This is a genomic window from Mycobacterium sp., assembly GCF_052144515.1.
Taxonomy (GTDB): Bacteria; Actinomycetota; Actinomycetes; order Mycobacteriales; family Mycobacteriaceae; genus Mycobacterium.
On the sequence record NZ_JBKQQD010000307.1, the window covers coordinates 1 to 17,864 of the forward strand.

General features: G+C 62.7%; 18 protein-coding genes. 10 read left to right on the plus strand and 8 right to left on the minus strand.

Annotated elements, in window-relative coordinates:
- Window positions 1–170: transposase (locus ACLP9N_RS20835; protein ID WP_442409244.1), on the plus strand; the 170-nt coding region annotated here is incomplete at its 5' end.
- Window positions 171–453: 283 nt separating this feature from the next.
- Window positions 454–2,340 (plus strand): hypothetical protein, encoded by a 1,887-nt coding sequence (locus ACLP9N_RS20840; RefSeq protein ID WP_442409198.1) that lies wholly within the window; start codon window positions 454–456, stop codon window positions 2,338–2,340.
- Window positions 2,341–2,570: 230 nt separating this feature from the next.
- On the opposite strand, the gene ACLP9N_RS20845 is transcribed toward ACLP9N_RS20840, so the two are convergent.
- Complete coding sequence (locus ACLP9N_RS20845; protein ID WP_442409199.1) at window positions 2,571–3,665, minus strand: YncE family protein; 1,095 nt, start codon at window positions 3,663–3,665, stop codon at window positions 2,571–2,573.
- Window positions 3,666–4,105: 440 nt separating this feature from the next.
- Entirely contained in the window at window positions 4,106–4,300 is a 195-nt protein-coding gene (locus ACLP9N_RS20850; RefSeq protein WP_442409200.1) for a Tn3 family transposase, read from the minus strand.
- Here ACLP9N_RS20850 and ACLP9N_RS20855 point away from each other — a divergent pair.
- Window positions 4,284–4,655, plus strand: coding sequence for a hypothetical protein (locus ACLP9N_RS20855; RefSeq protein WP_442409201.1), 372 nt, complete (start codon window positions 4,284–4,286; stop codon window positions 4,653–4,655). The two genes, ACLP9N_RS20850 and ACLP9N_RS20855, sit on opposite strands and share 17 nt — an antisense overlap.
- Window positions 4,656–4,687: 32 nt before the next feature.
- Here the strand turns inward: ACLP9N_RS20855 and ACLP9N_RS20860 are convergent, their stop codons facing one another.
- Both ACLP9N_RS20860 and ACLP9N_RS20865 read right to left on the minus strand, forming a co-directional pair.
- On the minus strand, window positions 4,688–5,155 hold the full coding sequence (locus tag ACLP9N_RS20860) for an SRPBCC family protein (RefSeq protein WP_442409202.1): 468 nt from the start codon (window positions 5,153–5,155) through the stop codon (window positions 4,688–4,690).
- Between the two features lie 157 nt (window positions 5,156–5,312).
- The gene (locus ACLP9N_RS20865; protein ID WP_442409203.1) at window positions 5,313–6,719 is read right to left on the minus strand and encodes a TIGR00366 family protein; all 1,407 of its coding nucleotides are present in this window, start codon (window positions 6,717–6,719) and stop codon (window positions 5,313–5,315) included.
- A gap of 77 nt (window positions 6,720–6,796) precedes the next feature.
- On the opposite strand from ACLP9N_RS20865, the gene ACLP9N_RS20870 reads away from it, so the two are divergent.
- The 4 genes from ACLP9N_RS20870 (at window position 6,797) to ACLP9N_RS20885 (ending at window position 12,676) form a co-directional block, all read left to right on the plus strand.
- Window positions 6,797–8,641, plus strand: coding sequence for a fatty acyl-AMP ligase (locus ACLP9N_RS20870; RefSeq protein ID WP_442409204.1), 1,845 nt, complete (start codon window positions 6,797–6,799; stop codon window positions 8,639–8,641).
- A 266-nt stretch (window positions 8,642–8,907) separates the two neighbouring features.
- Complete coding sequence (locus ACLP9N_RS20875; RefSeq protein WP_442409205.1) at window positions 8,908–11,238, plus strand: arylsulfatase; 2,331 nt, start codon at window positions 8,908–8,910, stop codon at window positions 11,236–11,238.
- 112 nt (window positions 11,239–11,350) lie between these two features.
- Window positions 11,351–11,953, plus strand: a complete 603-nt coding sequence (locus ACLP9N_RS20880; RefSeq protein WP_442409206.1) for a GAP family protein — start codon at window positions 11,351–11,353, stop codon at window positions 11,951–11,953.
- A 36-nt stretch (window positions 11,954–11,989) separates the two neighbouring features.
- Window positions 11,990–12,676, plus strand: coding sequence for a hypothetical protein (locus ACLP9N_RS20885; protein ID WP_442409207.1), 687 nt, complete (start codon window positions 11,990–11,992; stop codon window positions 12,674–12,676).
- Window positions 12,677–12,690: 14 nt separating this feature from the next.
- Here ACLP9N_RS20885 and ACLP9N_RS20890 read toward each other — a convergent pair whose 3' ends face one another.
- Window positions 12,691–13,170 carry an MPT63 family protein gene (locus tag ACLP9N_RS20890; protein WP_442409208.1) on the minus strand — a complete coding sequence of 160 codons (480 nt, stop codon included), beginning with the start codon at window positions 13,168–13,170 and terminating at the stop codon, window positions 12,691–12,693.
- Between the two features lie 180 nt (window positions 13,171–13,350).
- On the opposite strand from ACLP9N_RS20890, the gene ACLP9N_RS20895 reads away from it, so the two are divergent.
- The gene (locus ACLP9N_RS20895) at window positions 13,351–14,124 is read left to right on the plus strand and encodes a YqjF family protein (RefSeq protein WP_442409209.1); all 774 of its coding nucleotides are present in this window, start codon (window positions 13,351–13,353) and stop codon (window positions 14,122–14,124) included.
- 8 nt (window positions 14,125–14,132) lie between these two features.
- Here the strand turns inward: ACLP9N_RS20895 and ACLP9N_RS20900 are convergent, their stop codons facing one another.
- The gene (locus ACLP9N_RS20900; RefSeq protein WP_442409210.1) at window positions 14,133–14,900 is read right to left on the minus strand and encodes an SDR family oxidoreductase; all 768 of its coding nucleotides are present in this window, start codon (window positions 14,898–14,900) and stop codon (window positions 14,133–14,135) included.
- Between the two features lie 173 nt (window positions 14,901–15,073).
- On the opposite strand from ACLP9N_RS20900, the gene ACLP9N_RS20905 reads away from it, so the two are divergent.
- The gene (locus ACLP9N_RS20905; protein WP_442409211.1) at window positions 15,074–15,550 is read left to right on the plus strand and encodes a nuclear transport factor 2 family protein; all 477 of its coding nucleotides are present in this window, start codon (window positions 15,074–15,076) and stop codon (window positions 15,548–15,550) included.
- Window positions 15,551–15,557: 7 nt separating this feature from the next.
- Here the strand turns inward: ACLP9N_RS20905 and ACLP9N_RS20910 are convergent, their stop codons facing one another.
- The gene (locus ACLP9N_RS20910; RefSeq protein WP_442409212.1) at window positions 15,558–16,286 is read right to left on the minus strand and encodes a DJ-1/PfpI family protein; all 729 of its coding nucleotides are present in this window, start codon (window positions 16,284–16,286) and stop codon (window positions 15,558–15,560) included.
- A gap of 16 nt (window positions 16,287–16,302) precedes the next feature.
- Window positions 16,303–17,253 (minus strand): GlxA family transcriptional regulator, encoded by a 951-nt coding sequence (locus tag ACLP9N_RS20915; protein ID WP_442409213.1) that lies wholly within the window; start codon window positions 17,251–17,253, stop codon window positions 16,303–16,305.
- A gap of 113 nt (window positions 17,254–17,366) precedes the next feature.
- Between ACLP9N_RS20915 and tpx the strand changes: the two genes are divergently transcribed.
- Complete coding sequence (tpx, locus tag ACLP9N_RS20920; protein WP_442409214.1) at window positions 17,367–17,864, plus strand: thiol peroxidase; 498 nt, start codon at window positions 17,367–17,369, stop codon at window positions 17,862–17,864.

A 17,864-nucleotide genomic window follows, 5' to 3' on the forward strand; every position in this document is an offset into this window, starting at 1 on the left:
TGCATGGCCACGACGCGCGCCGCTGGGAACCCAAACGACTACGGCTGCGGCTGTTTTCGATCGCCGGCCGCATCGCCCGACATGCCCGACGAACCAGACTCCGGCTCGCCGCCCACGCCCCCTGGGCAGCCCTGCTCACCACCGCACTGACCCGACTACAGCCCGACTGACCAAGCACCAACCCATCACCACGAGCCGAAAGGACAATCTCACCCCGGGCCTGGGAACCCGACACAACCCGCTGACCGGGCGCCTCAACGAACCCGAACCACAAAATTCAAGATCAACAAGCCAATCCGAAACCAGTCAGGCCACCACATCACCCGTACGAAAGATCCGGGTTAGCGAACTTGGATGCAGGTATCGGACTCATCCCGATTCTGGTAAGCCCACGCTGATGGGGAATTGAATGGGTCGACACGCTCTGATCAGCGCACAAGAGGAGCGATACTAATGACAGATGACATTACCGCCATCTTAATTCAGCGTATTCTGTCTGAAGCTCAATCAAATACTAGCCAGAATGTCAATGCGAGTTCGAGTGCGTTAAGCGATAGTAATTCCCTCATAGGCGCTGCGGCAAATTACGCACAGCTCCTCAGTACGGCGGCAGGTCCCATTGAGCAAGCGCTCGCCATTGCGTATTCCGGGGGTGCTCTTGCGGCTTCGGGGGGAGCCGCGGCGGTGGCGGCGACGGCGACTACGGCTGGAACGGCGGCCGTGCTATCGACGCAGGGGGCGTATTTAGCGGCTGGGGCAACGACAGCGGGGATAGGAGCTGCCATCGTGCTGGTGTTCTCCGTCATTCTAGCCGCTCTGTCGGACACCTCCGCATCGGCGCAGACTGAAGCGCTAAACGAGTTGGTTGACGCCCTGGACCAGTTGCAGCAGGAGTTCATCGCACTCGACTTGGGTAAATATTGGCAGGGTAAGTTTACTGACTTGAACAGCTTGTGGACTTCTTCAAACGGCGGCTTGGGCGACGACCTCGATAACCTTGCATCCGAGGGAATAGGACCGCAGGCGACTTATGTAAACCAGAATGTCGTCGATTTTCATACTAACGCGATGGGGTTTGTGAATCAATTCATCCAGGCTGTTCCCGGTGCGCCCGCCGACTTTACACCAAGGTCTCTCGGACCGCCGACGTTCTGGTTGCGACCGGTTCTTCCCCAAGTGTTTTTCGCGCAAATGGTGCCTTATCCGGCACCGGGTCTTAACCCAGGAGGGATCGAAAACTGGAGCACTATGGGGTGGTATGGCAACTTGCCGCAACCCCAGCCCGCACCCGCGACGGCCACCGCGAATGTGTGCGATCCCAAGACGATGTTGCCCTACTTGCTGCTGGGAATTCAATCCTACCTATCACTTCAAATGCTCGCTCCGTTGATCAGTCCTAGCCAACTCACGTTCGACCTGTTCCTGCAACAGTATGGCCCCACGGACCTGAAGGATTACGCGGAGTTTCTCAATGTAGAGTACTTGTTGGGGGTGAATGGAATCCTAAAGAGCGATGCTCCTGGTATTGCGGACCTCATTGGTTTCGTGAACTTTATGCTTAGCTTCGTTATGTTTCCCATGTTTTCCGGATCCCAGCCATCGCCCGCGGAACTTCCGACTGCGGACTTAAACTTACTCCCGCCGAACGTCGAAACAACTGCGGCGACCGCGGGATATTGTTGGAACGGCGTATATGGGGCGATCGACACGTACCCACAATATGGATTCTACCCGTCACTTCCCGTGCCCGTCCCAGGGGCTTTGCCCTCGTCCGTGATCGACATTATCGATGCCGAAGCTGCGGGGAAGAGCCTATTCGACGAATGGCGACAGGCTAATATATGGCCTGCGCAGCTCCAAGGCGGCCCTAATTACATGATGCAGGCGACGTTAGAGGACTGGGTTCTTCCGTGGCTGCAGAACAAATTGACCTTGGCACGGATGGCGCGGTGGAAAGCGATATACCTACTGAACGGCTACGACCAGGTGTGGGCCACTATTCAACGGCTACGATACCTCAGCAACCCGAGTCAGCCGAGCAACCAGAGCCAACCGACACTTAGCGATGGCACGATAGCCACCGGGGACTGGTCGGCACGAGAACTATTCACAATCATGAATATCGGCGGGACCATCATGAACGGGATTCAAACCAGTAACCTCGAGAGCGATTCGCTTATTACTATCTGGAGCCAATCTCCGCTAATGACGGGCTATTCGGTTTCGGCGCTAGTCCAGGTCCTTGACAACATCGCGGACGGGAACTGGGCCGGCCCGCCGACTGGGGCGCGAATCGCGGAGCTTAGCTTCCGCGGACGGCTGGCCGCAGCTGCCGTCTGAATCGCGAAGGCTATCGCGGAACTCACGCGAAAGCACGCGTGGCTTCAGGGGGTCGGCTTAGCAACGAACGAATCTGGTTGTTTTCGTGATTTCGCGAGGGTTATGCGGGGATGCGTAGACCTGACTTTTATCAAGCTAGTGCGCACCTACGCCGTGGATCTTATTGGGGAGTTCGGTGGCTTCGATGTGGCCGCTTACCGTGCGCGAAAGTGTCGCTCGAAAAGCGCAAGTCAATACTGGTAGACGAAGATTTTCCGGACATCGAAGCGGGGTACGACAAACAGTCGGCGCCCCGCAGTATCGACCGTCAAGTCGGGCGACGATCCGACAATGTCGTCGAGTGAAGCGAATTTCGTCAGGGTACTGGTTCCGTCGGAGAGCAAATACAGGTCCTTCGAGCCGTGGAATGCGACAAACAACCGCCCATCACCGGTTGCCGCAAACTGGCTCGTCCATCCCGGCCCGCCGAACTCCCCTCTTTGTCCGCCGGTGCCACCGTCGAAGATAACAATCCGTGCGGGCGAAGTGACCGGGATGTTGCCGACTGAAACGTAGACCGTATTTGTCTTGGGCTCAAAGCCCAGGTCGTGTGCTTCGCCGGGCCCGTCTATCAGCGTGCGCCATTTCTCGGTCAACATCTGGTCCGCTCGCCCGACAGCGGACGGACTCGTGTACAGGACGTCGCCAGTCACTGGATCCACCGCGAGCCGCTGCACCGTCATGTTCTTGGTCCCGGCGTCTGACAACACATTCTCGCGGACTATGCGTCCGTCGGAATCGAATTGAACGAGACATACGCCCTTGTCCGACAATCCGCCGCCGTACACCATGCCTGTCGCCTGGTTAATTGCAAGCAGGTTTGCATGGCACGAAGGCTCTCGGCTGGTCGACACGAGCGTGTCCGAGTCGGTGCTGAACACCTTGATAGACCCCGTTATCGTGAGGGCGTACCCAAGCCGCAGCTTCTCATTGATAACGATGGAATGGGGCAACGCGCCGATCGCCGTATCGAGCCGCTTGAGTGGCTGCGTCGGTGCGGACAGCGAAACGACGAGCACCATATCTGTTGGCCAGACAGCAAATACGTACAACTTGTTGACCGAGGCGCTAAATATCAGCCCCGAAGGATCAAACGACACGGCTATGGTTTCTGTCAGCGGCGATGGGCCGGCTGCGGAAATCGTCGGGGGCACAGTCGGTTCCGCGGACGCAGGTGCGGACGTGGAGGAACTCGGGGGGTGATAAAAATACTTTTCGTCGGTGCAGCCGATAAGCATCGCGGTCAGCGCGATAGCGCCCACCCAGCTGGAGTGAGTCTTCTCCACAGCCTCCAATTTTCGCACGGGTGAGTGATCAGCGCCCGCTTTGGCTAGGTATGTGTCCCAGATTGAGCGCCGGCGCGAAAGCCGAATAGCAACTTTTCGTAAACAACGTCGCCAACACCGACACCGACTTCCCGGTTCGGTTCAGTGAGGTCCTGTCTTGGTCGGACCTGCTGTCGTTGAACTCGAAAGCGCGCATCAGACATAGAGAGGAGCGAGATTGCCGCCGGCAAATCACGAAGCTCGGGCACCTCTTCCGCCCCTCCGCCGTCGCCCCCGAAGACGTCTTCCCCGTGCGCACATAGGCCACCCAGGCACCCTACCGGCCGCCGGCTAGTGCGCACATCCGCACCGGGATACCCACGAACACCCAGGTCACAGCCCTACAGAATTGCTGGACCGCCGACAGCGATAAAAGTCAGGTTTTCGTGATTTCGCGAGGGTTATGCGGGGATGCGTAGAGGGCGGTGGCCGTTGCGGCGGAGTTCGGCGTCAATGTCGAAGGAGCAGGTGCCGTAGAAGTTGATGTGGTCATGCTGGGCAGGAGTCAGGTGCGCCGCGGTCTCCTCGGTGACCTCGATGCCGTCTGCCCGCAGCGCGCCGATCGTGTCGGCGAGATAGGTGGTGGTCCACGACATCTTCGGCTGGCGCCCGGACCGGCACTATGACACGGTGTTCTTCTCGTTTTGGCTGTCACACGTGCCTCGGCATCTCTTCGAGACATTCTGGGCACAAGTGGGATCATGCCTGCGGCCCGGCGGAAGAGCCTTCCTGATCGATAACCGGCGAGACCCCACTCGCGCAGCGCAAGATCCCTACATCATCGAGGAAGTCGACGATGTCCAAATACGCCGACTCAACGACGGCTCCGAGCATCGAGTGGTCAAGGTGTTCTATGAGCCAGACGATCTCGCCGAGCGGCTGCGGCGGCTGGGTTGGGTCAGCGACTTCGCCGCGACATCGCGGTTCATCTACGGATCAGCGGTCAAATGACCGGCGAAAAGCGTTGAACCCCAATAAGGAAGCTAGCGCCCGCCACCCGACTGACGCTCGGCCTCCTTTACCAGCCGACCCGCAAAGTACCGAACCGCGCCTCCCAGCGCGGCCCGCATCACCCGACCGGTCCCGGGAACCCCCTCGATGAACGAACCGCTCCAGTGGATCTCGGTACCGCCCGCCGCGTTCGGCGTAAAGACCACCTCACCGAAGTAGTCCTTGGCCGGGCTCGCGGGCCCGACCAGCTTGTACAGATGGCGCCGATCCTGCTCGTACTCGACGGTCTCCTCCTGCACGAGCATCGGCCACATCCCCACCTTGCGAATAGCCCCGATACCGCCCGGCGCCGGATCGCCTTGGCGCGCCCAACTCGATTGAACGACGATCGGCTTGGCCCACTTGGCCCAGTTGGCACCGTCCGTCTCCAGCCGGAACAACGTTGCGGCGGGCGCGGTGCTGGTCTTGGTGACCTCGAACGTAAACTTCCGACCCGACATGCCTGACTCCCTAATGAGATCAGCCGAATGACCCTGAATGGCACTGCCGCGTACCCTACCCCGCCGGCTAGTGGCGCGAAATATTGCAACGACAACGCCTCCGGGGCCCATACGCACCCCGTGATGCGCGGATCCGCTGCCGCCAACGACCTCGCATTCACAGCACATGCGGCGCAATGAGTACCGCGGCGCTGAACACCGCGAAACCAATCAGGAACGCAATCACCGTAAAGCCCATCACCTGGCGGACATTCAGCTTCGCGATCGCGAGCAGGGGCAACAGCCAAAACGGCTGAATCATATTCGCGACCCCCTCGCCGACCGCGACTGCCATGGAGATCAGCCCGAGGTAGGCAGGCGAATGCTGGTGCAGGGCAAGTGCCGAACCAACGGCGATTGGCCCCTGCACGCCCCAGTGGCCGCCGCCGGATGGGACGAACAACGAGATGGTGACCGAACCCACGAAAGTCAGGAACGGCAGCGTGTACTGGTTGGCGCCCGTCACGAGCGCCTCGGCGAGCACGGTCTGCAGCGGCTTCCCCGAACCCGTAGGCAGATAGCCCAGCAGACCGACGATGCCGCCGTAGAGCGGATACTGCAAGAGCAGTGGACCAGACACCTTCGCCGCGCCGGAGAATGCGCGGATGAAGCGAATCGGTGTGCGGTGCAGCAACGCGCTCGTCACGGTGAATAGCATGATCATCGACGAGATATTGAGCTGAAAGCCGCTCAGCACGAAGTACGTTATGCCCGCCGCGAAGACGAGAACGTTGAGGATCCACAGGTTTTCCAGCCACTCAGCAAACGTCTGCTTGCCGGCGGGCGGGGCAGCTTCCGGCTCCTCCTCGAAGACCGCGGGATCGGGTTCGAGGCTCTCCGCCGGCGCCATCCGCCAGATCGCGATGGCCAGTAGGGCGAGCACCACGATCGCCGACACCCAGCTGTAGGGCTGGAAGATCGTGAGCGTCAGCGGCACGTTCGCGCCAGTCATCTTGTGTATCACGTTGATTGGGCTACTCGCGTCGGTGTTCGCCAGCGCGATCGACGACGACAAGCCCTGCGGCCACACGACGAAGCCCATAAACGCCGCGGCGATGAGGTAGCCGAAATGCGCACCGGTGAGCCGCTTCGCGACCTGCCGGGCGACCAACGCGCCCGATACCAGACCCAGTCCCCAGTTCAGCAGGGAAAGGATGGCGCTGACACCGAAACACAACAGGGCGCCTTCAACCTGGTTCCTCGGCTTACTCGCGATAAAGACGATGGCCCGCTTCAGGACGGGCGCCTCGGCGAGGGTGTAGCCGGTCACCAGGATGAGGACCATCTGGAACGCGAAAGTGAAGATGTTCTGCGGTCCCCATACGCCGCCGTACCACGCCTTGAGCACGCCGGACGGCGTCGCGCCCCGGACAAGCAGCGCGATGAGTCCTACCACGACCACGGTGAGGATGACCGCGAACAAGTACGGGTCCGGCATCAAGCGTTCGACGTACCGAACACACAGGGCGGTGAGCCAGCGCATCACGCCAGGTCGTTCGGCCTTTTGGTCCTGTTCTTTCGACATCGACCCACCTTCATCAGCGCGTGACAGGGCGGTACGGCACGGACTCTAGTGCACCAGGCTTGCCTAGACTGCCCGGTATGGATAGCGGTTCCCGGCAGAACTTGGAGCCTCCGAAAGGCATGCTCAAGATCGAGGACTGCTTGGATGCCGACGGCGGCGTCGCCATGCCGCCGGGCACGACGCTGATATCGCTGATCAAGCGCAACATCGCGAATGTCGGTGACACGGTCGCGTATCGCTACCTCGACTACAGCCGCGCGATTGACGGGCAAGCCCTCGAAGTGACCTGGGCCCAACTCGGCGTCCGCTTGCACGCCATCGGTGCGCTCGTGCAACAGGCCGCGAGCCGCGGTGAGCGCGTGGCGATTCTCGCGCCGCAGGGCATCGATTATGTCGCCGGGTTCTACGCGGCGATCGAGGCGGGCACCATCGCGGTGCCGTTGTTCGCACCCGAATTGCCCGGGCACGCCGAACGTCTCGATACGACGCTTCGCGATTCCGAGCCGACCGTCGTGCTGACGACCGCGGCGGCCAAGGTTGCCGTCGAGAATTTCCTGATCAATGTCGCGCGCATCCGTCGACCACAGGTCATCGTCATCGATCAGATACCGGATGCGGCGGGGGAGGACTTCGTCGACACCGAGCTAGGCATGGACGATGTTTCGCACCTGCAGTACACCGGGGGCGCGACACGGGCCCCGGTCGGGGTGGAGATCACCCACCGTGCGGTGGGCACCAACCTGGTGCAGATGATCCTGTCGATCGACCTGCTGGACCGTAACACCCACGGCGTCAGCTGGTTACCGCTCTACCACGACATGGGTTTGTCGATGATCGGCTTTCCGGCGGTATACGGCGGACACTCCACCTTGATGTCGCCCATCGCATTTGTCCGCAGGCCGCAGCGGTGGATTCACGCCATGTCCGACGGGTCGCGGCAGGGCCGCGTGGTCACCGCCGCGCCGAACTTCGCCTACGAGTGGACCGCGCAGCGCGGCCTGCCCACACCGGGCGAGGACATCGACCTCAGCAATGTGGTAATGATCATCGGGTCCGAACCGGTCAGCATCGATGCTATCAGGACCTTCAATAAGGCGTTCGCGCCGTATGGATTACCGCGCACGGCATTCAAACCCTCCTACGGCATCGCTGAGGCGACGCTGTTCGTCGCGACCATCGATCACGACGCCGAGGCGACGGTCGCGTATTTCGACCGCGAGCAACTGGGCGCCGGTCACGCGGTGCGCGTCGCGGCCGATGCCCCAAACGCCGTGGCGCAGGTGTCGGTCGGTCGGGTGGCCCGCAGCCTGTGGGCGCTGATCGTCAACCCCGACACTCACGCGGAACTACCCGACGGTGAGGTCGGCGAAATCTGGTTGCAGGGCAACAACCTTGGCCGCGGCTACTGGGGAATGCCCGACGAAACCCGACTCGCGTTCGGCGCCAAGCTGAAAACGGCGCTCGCCGAACACAGCCACGCGGACGGCTCTGACATCGACGGCAGTTGGTTGCGGTCCGGCGATTTGGGCGTGTATGTCGACGGCGAGCTGTACGTCACCGGACGGATCGCGGATCTGGTGACCATCGACGGACGCAACCACTATCCGCAGGACATCGAGGCCACCGCCGCGGACGCCTCGCCGATGGTGCGGCGCGGATACGTGACGGCGTTCTCCGTGCCGGCGGACGCGGACACGGGCCAGCGCCTGGTGATTATCTCTGAACGCGCCGCGGGCACCAGCCGCGTCGATCCCCGGCCGGCGATCGAGGCGATCGCCGGCGCTGTCTTACACCGTCACGGTCTGGCCGTCTCCGATATGCGTTTCCTCCCCGCCGGCGCTATCCCGCGCACCACCAGCGGCAAGCTGGCTCGCCATGCCTGCCGCGCCCAATACCTCAGCGGCGTGTTGGGCACGCATTAGCGCGGGATCGTCGCTCCGCAGGTTTTTCGCTGACAGCACGAGTTCGCTTCATGTGCAGACCCTTTTCAGCTTTTTGACGTGCGGCAGTGGCCTCGCGAATCTCCCCATCTCGGATCGGGTCCGACAGATCGCGGATCCTCGCCGCCAACGCTTTGAATACAGGTGTGTGAACAAGCAAATTCCGAGAGGTGTAAATCTGGGCAGATCACCATCGAGCGGGCGGCTAGCCGAGAAAAATCCGCTCCAACACATTGATTCAGGGAGGCATGGTGGTCGACCTACCACGGGAGGATGAGCGGTTCACCGGGATCATCAACCCGTCAATGGCCGACTCCATCCCGGTCAAGCCATCGATCACCTACCCACCTGCCGGCGCTCCGAACGTCGTCGTGGTCTTGCTCGACGACGTCGGATTCGGTGCCCCAACCACGTTCGGCGGCCCGATCCCGACGCCCGCGCTTGACCGTATCGCCCGTTCGGGTCTGCGTTACAACCAATTCCACACAACCGCGCTCTGCTCGCCGACGCGGGCAGCACTGCTGACCGGACGCAACCATCACAGTGCGCACATGGGCACCATCTGCGAGATCGCCTACGGATTTCCGGGCTACGACAGCGTGATACCGCCGAGCACAGCCACCGTCGCGCAGATTCTTCGCATGAGCGGCTACGGCACTGCGCTGTTCGGTAAGGCGCACCTCACCCCGACCTGGGAGATCGGCCCCGCCGGTCCGTTCGACCGCTGGCCCACCGGACTCGGATTCGAACGCTTCTACGGTTTCCTGGGCGGTGACACCTCCCAATACGAGCCGGCACTGTACGACCAGACCACTCCCATTGAGCCCTTCCTTGGCCGCGACGATTACCACCTCAGTGAGGACCTCGCCGACAAGGCAATCGAGTGGATCCGGCTGCAGAAGACGTCGGCGCCCGACAAGCCGTTCTTCCTTTACTTCGCGCCCGGCGCGACACATAGCCCCCACCACGTGTGGCCGCAGTGGTCAGATGGGTTCGCCGGCCAATTTGACGATGGCTGGGATGCGTTGCGCGAGCGGATATATGCCCGCCAAATCGAGATGGGCATCATTCCCCCCGGTACCGAGCTGACGCCACGACCCGAGCAGATACCCGCGTGGGCGGACTACGACGACCGGTACAAGCCAGTAGCCCGACGCCTGATGGAGGTTTACGCGGGCTTCCTGGCCCATACCGATGCGCAGGTCGGACGGGTCATCGACGCCATTGCCGAACTCAGGCAGTGGGAAGAAACGTTGTTCATCTATGTGTGCGGTGACAACGGCGCCTCGGCGGAGGGAACGATACACGGCGCACGGAGTTCGCCGGCGTTCCAAAACGGGCTGCCCGAGGACCCCGAATGGCTGCTCGCTCACATAGACGATTTCGGCACCGCGCGCTGCGAGAACCACTACAACGTCGGCTGGGCCTGGGCGCTCGACGCACCATTCCAGTGGATGAAGCAGGTGGCATCCCATTTCGGAGGGACCCGCAACGGACTGGCCATCTCGTGGCCGCGCGGGATCAGTGCGGCAGGGGAGCAGCGCAGCCAGTTCCACCACGTCATCGACATCGTTCCCACCATCCTCGACGCCGCCGGCATCCCGATGCCCGCACGCGTTAACGGCGTCGAGCAGAAGCCGATCGAGGGCGTCAGCATGCGGTATTCGTTCGACGACGCCGCCGCCGACAGCCGTCGAACCACGCAGTATTTCGAGATCTTCGGCAATCGCGCCGTGTACCACGACGGTTGGATCGCGTCGTGCTTTCATGGGCGCCTGCCCTGGATCCGTACCCAGAGCAGTAACCCGTTCGGAGATACCGAGCGCTGGGAGCTCTACCATCTCGGCAACGACTTCAGTCAGGGTGTCGATCTCGCCGAGCGATACCCCGACAAGCTCGCCGAGTTAAAGGCCGTTTTTGACGCTGAAGCGCGCAAATACGACGTCTACCCGCTCAGCGATGCAACGCTGGCCCGCGCGCTGCCCGCCAACCGGCCCAGCTTGCTCGGCGATCGCACCTCGGCCACCTACTACACCGGACACGTGCGCATCCCCGAATCGGTGACGCTGACCTACACGAGCACCTCGTTCGAACTAAGCGCACAGTTGCAGATACCGCCGGGCGGTGCACAGGGAGTGATCGTCTGCATGGGCGGATCGATGGCCGGTTGGACACTGTACCTGCAAGACAGCGTTCCAACCTTCACCTACAACTATCTGGGCCACGAGCTCACAACGATTGCCGCTACCGAACGGCTGCGGGAAGGCCAAGTTGCCCTACGCCTTTCGTTCGACTACGACGGCGGCGGACTGGGGAAGGGTGCTTCGGTTTCGCTGCGCGTCAACGACGCCGCGGTGGCCAGCGGCCGGATCGAGCGGACAGTTCCGTTCCGGTTCTCGATGAGCGGCGAAACCTTGGATGTCGGAGTCGATACCGGTTCGCCGGTGGCACCGTACGGCCACGGTTTCCGGTTCACGGGTCGCATCGACCGGATCGACGTCAGCGTTCGCCCCCACCCCGTTGATCTCGCCGCGGCGATGGCCGAGGCCGAGGTACGCGCGGCACTGGGCGCGCAATAGGTCCAAAAGATGCGCCGCCTCGTATCCTCGGCCGGTGGGCGATATGTGGAGCAGTCTGATCCCACTGATTCTGGGTAGCGCGCTGGAACCGATCGAGATCGGAATCACGATCATGCTGCTGGGCACGCCTTCGCACCTTCGCGCCGCCAGCGCTTGGATCGCGGGGCATGGCAGCACGCGCCTGCTCCAGGGCCTCATTTTTGGAACGATTCTGCATTGGGGAGCCCACAGCGCCGACTCGAATCGCTCGCACCACTGGATCGTGTCGACCGTCCTTTTGGTGGTGGCCCTGCTATTTCTGGTCACCGCGGCGCGGGAACTATTCAGCGACGACGATCCCAATGTGCCACCGCCGAAATGGATGACCATGCTGATGTCCGCGACTCCCGCCAAGGCCTTCTTCATCGGCGTGGGCGTCATCACGGTTTCGGTGAAGGCCTGGGTCTTCACACTGGCTGCGATCAGCGTGATCGGCAACGCCGATTTGGGGCGGGTCGCAAACGTCGTCTCCTATGGCGTATTCGTGCTGCTTGCCATGAGCGCGAATCTGCTCATCATCGGCATGGCTGCGTTGTTCGGTGAACGGTCGCGCTCGCTGCTGGACCGGACCTTGCGCTGGCTGCAGGAGCACAACCGACCCATCATGATCGTTGTGGGCCTGGTGTTCGGGATCTGGTTCGGGATCAAGGCCCTGCACGGCTTCGGGATCTGGTAAACGACCTCTTCCAGCCTGCAGTGGCATCCTGGCGATGTGGGCTTGCTAATCCGGCTGGCGGAACTGCTGATCGTGATGCTGCCGCTGGCGGGCATGGTCGTCGCGGCAATAAAAGCGTTCGGTGCGGCCAGGCGGCGAGTTGAGGAATCGCACGATCCCGGTCGGGCGCAAATCCCCGACGACACCACCCTTACCGTGCCTCCCGCACCCAACGGCGGCAATCAAGCCAACCAGTGGCGGTCGATCAGACGCGTCATAGAGGAGCACGGTCGCACCGACAAACGCTGGCTCGAGTATGAACTCGACGTCGCTAAGCTTCTCGACTTCCCACTCATGACCGACATGCGCGATCCGCTCACGATCGGCTTCCACAAAGCCAAGCTCCGGGCAGACTTCCTGCGGCCTGTCAAAGCCGAAGATCTCCTCGATGACCGGGACGCCGCGGCACAGTATCAGGCCGCCGTGGAGGACTACGTGACGGCATTCAACGTCGCTGAGGCCGAAGCGATCCGCAGACGCCGCAACGACTTCTCACGACAGGACCAGCAGCGGATTGCCCGCGCTCAGCGCCTGTTACGCGTGGCATCGGACTCCGCCGCGGCACCGCACGAACGCCAGAATGCTTACGACCTAGCGCGTAAAGAACTCGACGGCCTCATCGTGTTTCCATCCATGACGCAGGCCAGCATTGAGCGTGGGATCTCCGGTGAACTAGAGGAATAGGGCGGGCCGGCGTTCTACGGCCCCCAAACCAACACGTCCTCCATTCCGTTGTTCATTGCGACGATGGTCGGTTGAGGGCCGGTGACGTCGAAGTAGATTTTGCCGGTCGATTGTGCCCCTTGCGGGATAGTGGCTCCGCTAATGGTGTTCGGACCTGATGCTTGCCACAAGACCCGGTAATTGATGCCGTCGGCGGTGCGGGCATTGAACTGCGAGATGGCGGGGGTGACGGTGCCCTGGATCGCGTTTACGGTGGCAGTGGCCTCCCACAGCTGGCCGGCGACCGGATAGCCCGGGATCGTGTCTGCGCTGGATTTGAGATCGCTGACTCTCCAACCGAGCATCACTTGGCCAACAGAATCAGTCATCGTCAACTCAGTGCCGAGTTTACCGTTGACGGGATAGGCAGATGTCGCGATCGGTGCGCTGGCGACAGCAATCATTGCCATGCTCACGGTCGCCACTGCCGTTCTTATCATCGTGGTGATCTTCATTTGTGCTCCATCACTCATTCGGGCGACTACAGCCTTCAAAGTCACCCGCCGTAATGCACACTTTAGGCTGCAAATGACCGATGTTTCCCGAAATTCTTCGTCTGAGTGAATGAAAATTGCGCGGCCGCCACGAGCAAACTCCTGATATGTCGGCAAATCCGCGCGTGCCAGGATGGTGAGATGACCGCGATGCCCGGCCCGCCCGCGGCCGAGTCGGATGGGAGCCCAGCCCTTGCGGGCTACCCGGTCACTCCGCCGCCCCTGCCCGGACCGGTTACCTTCGACCAGCGCTGGGGTGAGCTGACGTTCGTCCACTGGCCGGTGCGGCCCGAGAGCGTCGCGCACCTGTACCCGCCGGGGACCCGTCCCGACGTCTTCGCCGACGGAATGACCTACGTGGGGTTGGTCCCGTTCGTCATGAGCAGCACCAAACTGGTTACCGCACTGCCGCTTCCGTATTTCGGCAGCTTCCTGGAGACCAACATTCGGCTGTATTCGATTGATGACGCCGGGCGCCACGGAGTCCTGTTCCGGTCGCTGGAAACTGCCCGGCTGGCAGTCGTGCCCGTCACCCGTATCGGCCTCGGCGTCCCCTACACCTGGGCGAAGATGCGGATGACGCGCTCTGGCGACCAGATCACGTATCACAGTGTGCGGCGCTGGCCGCGCCGCGGCCTGCACAGCCGGCTGACGATCACCGTTGGGGACGTGGTCGAAGCGACTCCGCTGGAGGTCTGGCTTACCGCCCGATGGGGCGCGCACACCCGCAAAGCCGGCCGGACGTGGTGGATACCGAACGAGCATGGACCGTGGCCGCTGTACGCGGCGGAGATCATCGAACTCGACGACGAGCTACTCGATGCCAGCGGCGTGCAACCCGCCGGCGATCGCTTGCGCGCGCTGTTTTCGCCAGGTGTCCGAACCCGTTTCGGCCGCCCGTGCCTCGTTGCGTGACGTTCAAGTCAGGGACAGGTGTAGCCGCCGTCGATCACGATGTCGGAACCGGTCATGTAGCTGGAAGCCTCGCTGGCCAGGTAGAGGTACAGCCCGGTGAGTTCTTCCGGGCGGCCTAGCCGCCCCAGCGGGATCTTCGGCTCCCACAGCGAGTGGTATTCGGAATAGGGCTCCACGAGCTCGGTGAGGATATAACCCGGACTGACACTGTTCACCCGGATCTTGTGCGGAGCCAACTCCACGGCCATGGCCTTGGTCAGATGAATGACCGCGGCCTTCGACGCGCAGTAGTGGCCGACCTGCTGCGGGATGTTGATGATGTGGCCCGACATCGAGGCGGTGTTGATGATGACCCCGCCCCGTCCTTGCCGAACCATTGCCTGGGCCGCCGCCTGGGCCGTGAGGAATACGCCGGCAACATTGGTGTCCTGAATGTTCTGGAACTCTTCCAGTGACATGTCCAGCAACGGGGTGACTGTGATGATGCCGGCATTGCAGACCGCGATGTCGATTCCACCCAACTCCGCGGTCGCCTGGTCCAGCATCCGGCTGACCTGCTCTGGTTGGGTCACATCGCAACGGATGGGCACGGCTCGACCGCCGGCGGCAGCGATCTCGTCGGCGACCATCTGCAGGGCCTCAGCATGCCGCGCTGCCAGGGCCACTTGAGCCCCGGCTTCGACATAGGCCATGGCCACCCCTTTGCCGATGCCAGTGGACGCCCCGGTGACCAGGGCCCTCTTGCCATGCAAGTCGAACAAGTCCAACACGCTCATTCGTTATCGGCACCTTCCAGTACGTCAGCCCGCTGAAACTCTTGTGCGGTCTGGAATTTGATCGGCGATTGACGCTCCGCACTATATGTTGGAGGTCGACCCAGCCGACTGGGCCGATTCGTCGGCGACGATCTTGTCGCCAACAAACCGGAACACGTTCTAGTCTGTCCGCTATGGGCAAGTTCAGCAGGGCTGAGGTTGAGCAAGCTGTCAGGCACTACACAACCGTCGTCGAGGGGTGCAGCGCTTCGGGCGACTGGCGGCCTTTTGCAGACCTATTCACCGAGGATGTCGTCTACACCGAGCACCACTACGGCGTTTATCACGGACGCGAAGAGGTGCGCGACTGGATCGTCGCCGTCATGGCCCCTTTCCCGCACATGCGCTTTCCCTCGGACTGGATTGCCTACGACGACGACAACGACGCCGTGGTCATCATGATCAAGAACCTGCTCGACCATCCGACCGACGAGAACGGGGAGCCCTTCTGGTTCCCGAACTGGACGCGGCTGGTCTACGCGGGTGACGGCCTGTTTTCCAGTGAGGAAGACATCTACAACCCCGACCGTGATGCACCCGGTGTCGTCGGCGCCTGGCTGCAGGCCGGCGGCAAGTTCGCGTCTAACGAGTTTCTGCAGCCCAAGGCCTAACTGCGGGTTAGGCCGGACGCTTCCGTCGCCGCGACCGCGCCGCCGCCAGGGCCTGGTCCCATGCCAGCATCGTCGCGGCCTTCACGTTGGCCGGCTTGACGCTGTCCTTGGATAGCAGCGCGGTGGCGGCGGCTTTCGTGGTCCCCGACGCTTTCGACATGTGACCGGAATCGAACGGGGGCTGCGGGTCGTATTCGATCGCGAGTTGGATCGCTTTGGCACGGCCTTCGCCACCTATCTCCCCGGCCAGCCACAGCGCGAGATCAAGCCCCGCGGACACGCCCGCACTCGTAACGATGTTGCCCTGGTGCACGATCCGCTCGTCGGCGACCGGGATCGCGCCGAATGCCTTGAGCGCCGGAATCGTCAACCAGTGTGACGTCGCGCGCCGGCCCTGCAGCAGTCCGGCAGCCGCCAGGATCACCGAGCCCGAACACACCGACGTCGTCCAGCTGGCGGTCTGGTGGGCCCGGCGCAGCCAGTCGAGCAGCGCCTCGTCGCGTGCGTGCACCGGAGTCGCCGGGCCGCCCGGCACGAGAATCACGTCGGGGGAGGGTGTTTCGGCCAGCGAATGGGTGGCGCCGATGATCAGCACGCCGGAGTCGGCGGTGATTGGTCCGGCTTCGTGCCAGACGAACCGCACCTCGGCCCCGGGCAGGTTTCGCAGCACCTCATACGGGCCGATCATGTCCAACGCGGTGAATCCGGGGTAGGCGACAAATGCGATTTGGGTCATCGGTGTTCCTCACTAGTCAGGCGAAAGCTTTGCGGTACTGGTCCGGCGAGATGCCTACCCGGCGAATAAAGTTGCGCCGCATGGTTTCCGCGGTACCGAAGCCACAGCGGGCGGCGATTGCCACGACGGTGTCGTCGGTTTCCTCCAACTGCCGGCGCGCGGCTTCGGTGCGGACGCGTTCGACGTAGTGGCCGGGGGCCTCACCGACTTCGTCGGTGAACACCCGAGTGAAATGGCGTGGGCTCATTGCCGCGCGGCGGGCAAGTTCATCGATGCTATGTAAGCCACCCGGTTCAGCCTCGATGGTTTCCTGCACCTCGCGGACGGAGTTCCGTTTGGCCCTCGGCATCCACACCGGCGCCGCGAACTGGGTCTGGCCGCCGGGACGGCGCAAATACAGGACGAGCCAGCGCGCGACCGTTTGCGCGACTTCGGTGCCGTGGTCGTCCTCGACCAGCGCGAGCGCCAGGTCAATTCCGGCGGTGACACCGGCGGCAGTCCATACCGTCTCCGAGCTACGGACGAAGATCGGGTCTGGATCAACGTCGATGGCCGGGAACTCGCTAGCCAACCGTTCGGCGAAGGCCCAGTGCGTGGTCGCGCGGTGGCCGTCCAGTAGGCCGGCTTCGGCCGCCAGGAAGGCGCCGGTGCAGACCGTGACGACGCGGCGGGCGGTGCGGGAGACGGCTTTGATCCAGTCGACGAGTTCGCCGTCGGATCGTGCCATATGCACACCGCCGCCGCCGGGCAGCACGACGGTGTCGACAGGATCGCCGGCTTCCGGCAGCGGCACCGATATGAAGCCCAGCCCGGTCGCGGTGGTCACCGGCTGGCCGTCGATCGAGGCCATGACGACGTCGTATCCGCCCCTAGTCAGCAGCGATGCGCCGCTGAACACCTCGTGCGGCCCCACCACATCGAGCGCCTGCACGCCGGGGAAGCCGACGATCACCACCTTGCGAGCCATGGACTCAGTGTTGGCCAGACCACGGCGTGTCGTCTACGCCATGTACCCCACAAATCAGGACATACCGGACCTGGCCGACAGCGGTCACCCGGGCCTTGGCAGACTGTGTGCCTATGGCACAGATAACCCTGCGCGGAAACGCGATCAACACTGTCGGCGAACTGCCCGCCGTCGGATCTTCGGCCCCGAGCTTCTCACTGACCGGCGCCGACCTGAGCCCGGTCAGCAGCGAGCAGTTCAGCGGTAAGCCCGTGTTGCTGAACATCTTTCCGTCCGTGGACACCCCGGTCTGCGCGACGAGCGTGCGGAAATTCAACGAGCGCGTGGGCGGAAGCGGTGTGTCCGTGGTGTGTGTGTCAAAAGATCTGCCGTTCGCGCAGAAGCGCTTCTGCGGCGCGGAGGGCATCGAGAACGTGACGACGGCGTCGGCGTTCCGGGATAGCTTCGGCGAGGACTACGGCGTCAGCATTGCCGATGGTCCGTTTGCCGGGCTGCTGGCCCGTGCCGTCGTGGTGATTGGCGCCGACGGCAATGTCGCGTACGCGGAGCTGGTGCCAGAAATCGCGCAGGAACCCGATTACGACGCGGCTCTGGCAGCCCTGAACGCCTAG

Coding starts and splice junctions, on each gene's coding strand:
- ACLP9N_RS20875 (WP_442409205.1), top strand. CDS start 8,908: ATGGTGGTCGACCTACCACGGGAGGATGAGCGGTTCACCGGGATCATC.
- ACLP9N_RS20840 (WP_442409198.1), top strand. CDS start 454: ATGACAGATGACATTACCGCCATCTTAATTCAGCGTATTCTGTCTGAA.
- ACLP9N_RS20860 (WP_442409202.1), bottom strand. CDS start 5,155: ATGTCGGGTCGGAAGTTTACGTTCGAGGTCACCAAGACCAGCACCGCG.
- ACLP9N_RS20900 (WP_442409210.1), bottom strand. CDS start 14,900: ATGAGCGTGTTGGACTTGTTCGACTTGCATGGCAAGAGGGCCCTGGTC.
- ACLP9N_RS20850 (WP_442409200.1), bottom strand. CDS start 4,300: ATGTCGTGGACCACCACCTATCTCGCCGACACGATCGGCGCGCTGCGG.
- ACLP9N_RS20880 (WP_442409206.1), top strand. CDS start 11,351: ATGCTGCTGGGCACGCCTTCGCACCTTCGCGCCGCCAGCGCTTGGATC.
- ACLP9N_RS20870 (WP_442409204.1), top strand. CDS start 6,797: ATGGATAGCGGTTCCCGGCAGAACTTGGAGCCTCCGAAAGGCATGCTC.
- ACLP9N_RS20915 (WP_442409213.1), bottom strand. CDS start 17,253: ATGGCTCGCAAGGTGGTGATCGTCGGCTTCCCCGGCGTGCAGGCGCTC.
- tpx (WP_442409214.1), top strand. CDS start 17,367: ATGGCACAGATAACCCTGCGCGGAAACGCGATCAACACTGTCGGCGAA.
- ACLP9N_RS20890 (WP_442409208.1), bottom strand. CDS start 13,170: ATGAAGATCACCACGATGATAAGAACGGCAGTGGCGACCGTGAGCATG.
- ACLP9N_RS20910 (WP_442409212.1), bottom strand. CDS start 16,286: ATGACCCAAATCGCATTTGTCGCCTACCCCGGATTCACCGCGTTGGAC.
- ACLP9N_RS20895 (WP_442409209.1), top strand. CDS start 13,351: ATGACCGCGATGCCCGGCCCGCCCGCGGCCGAGTCGGATGGGAGCCCA.
- ACLP9N_RS20905 (WP_442409211.1), top strand. CDS start 15,074: ATGGGCAAGTTCAGCAGGGCTGAGGTTGAGCAAGCTGTCAGGCACTAC.
- ACLP9N_RS20865 (WP_442409203.1), bottom strand. CDS start 6,719: ATGTCGAAAGAACAGGACCAAAAGGCCGAACGACCTGGCGTGATGCGC.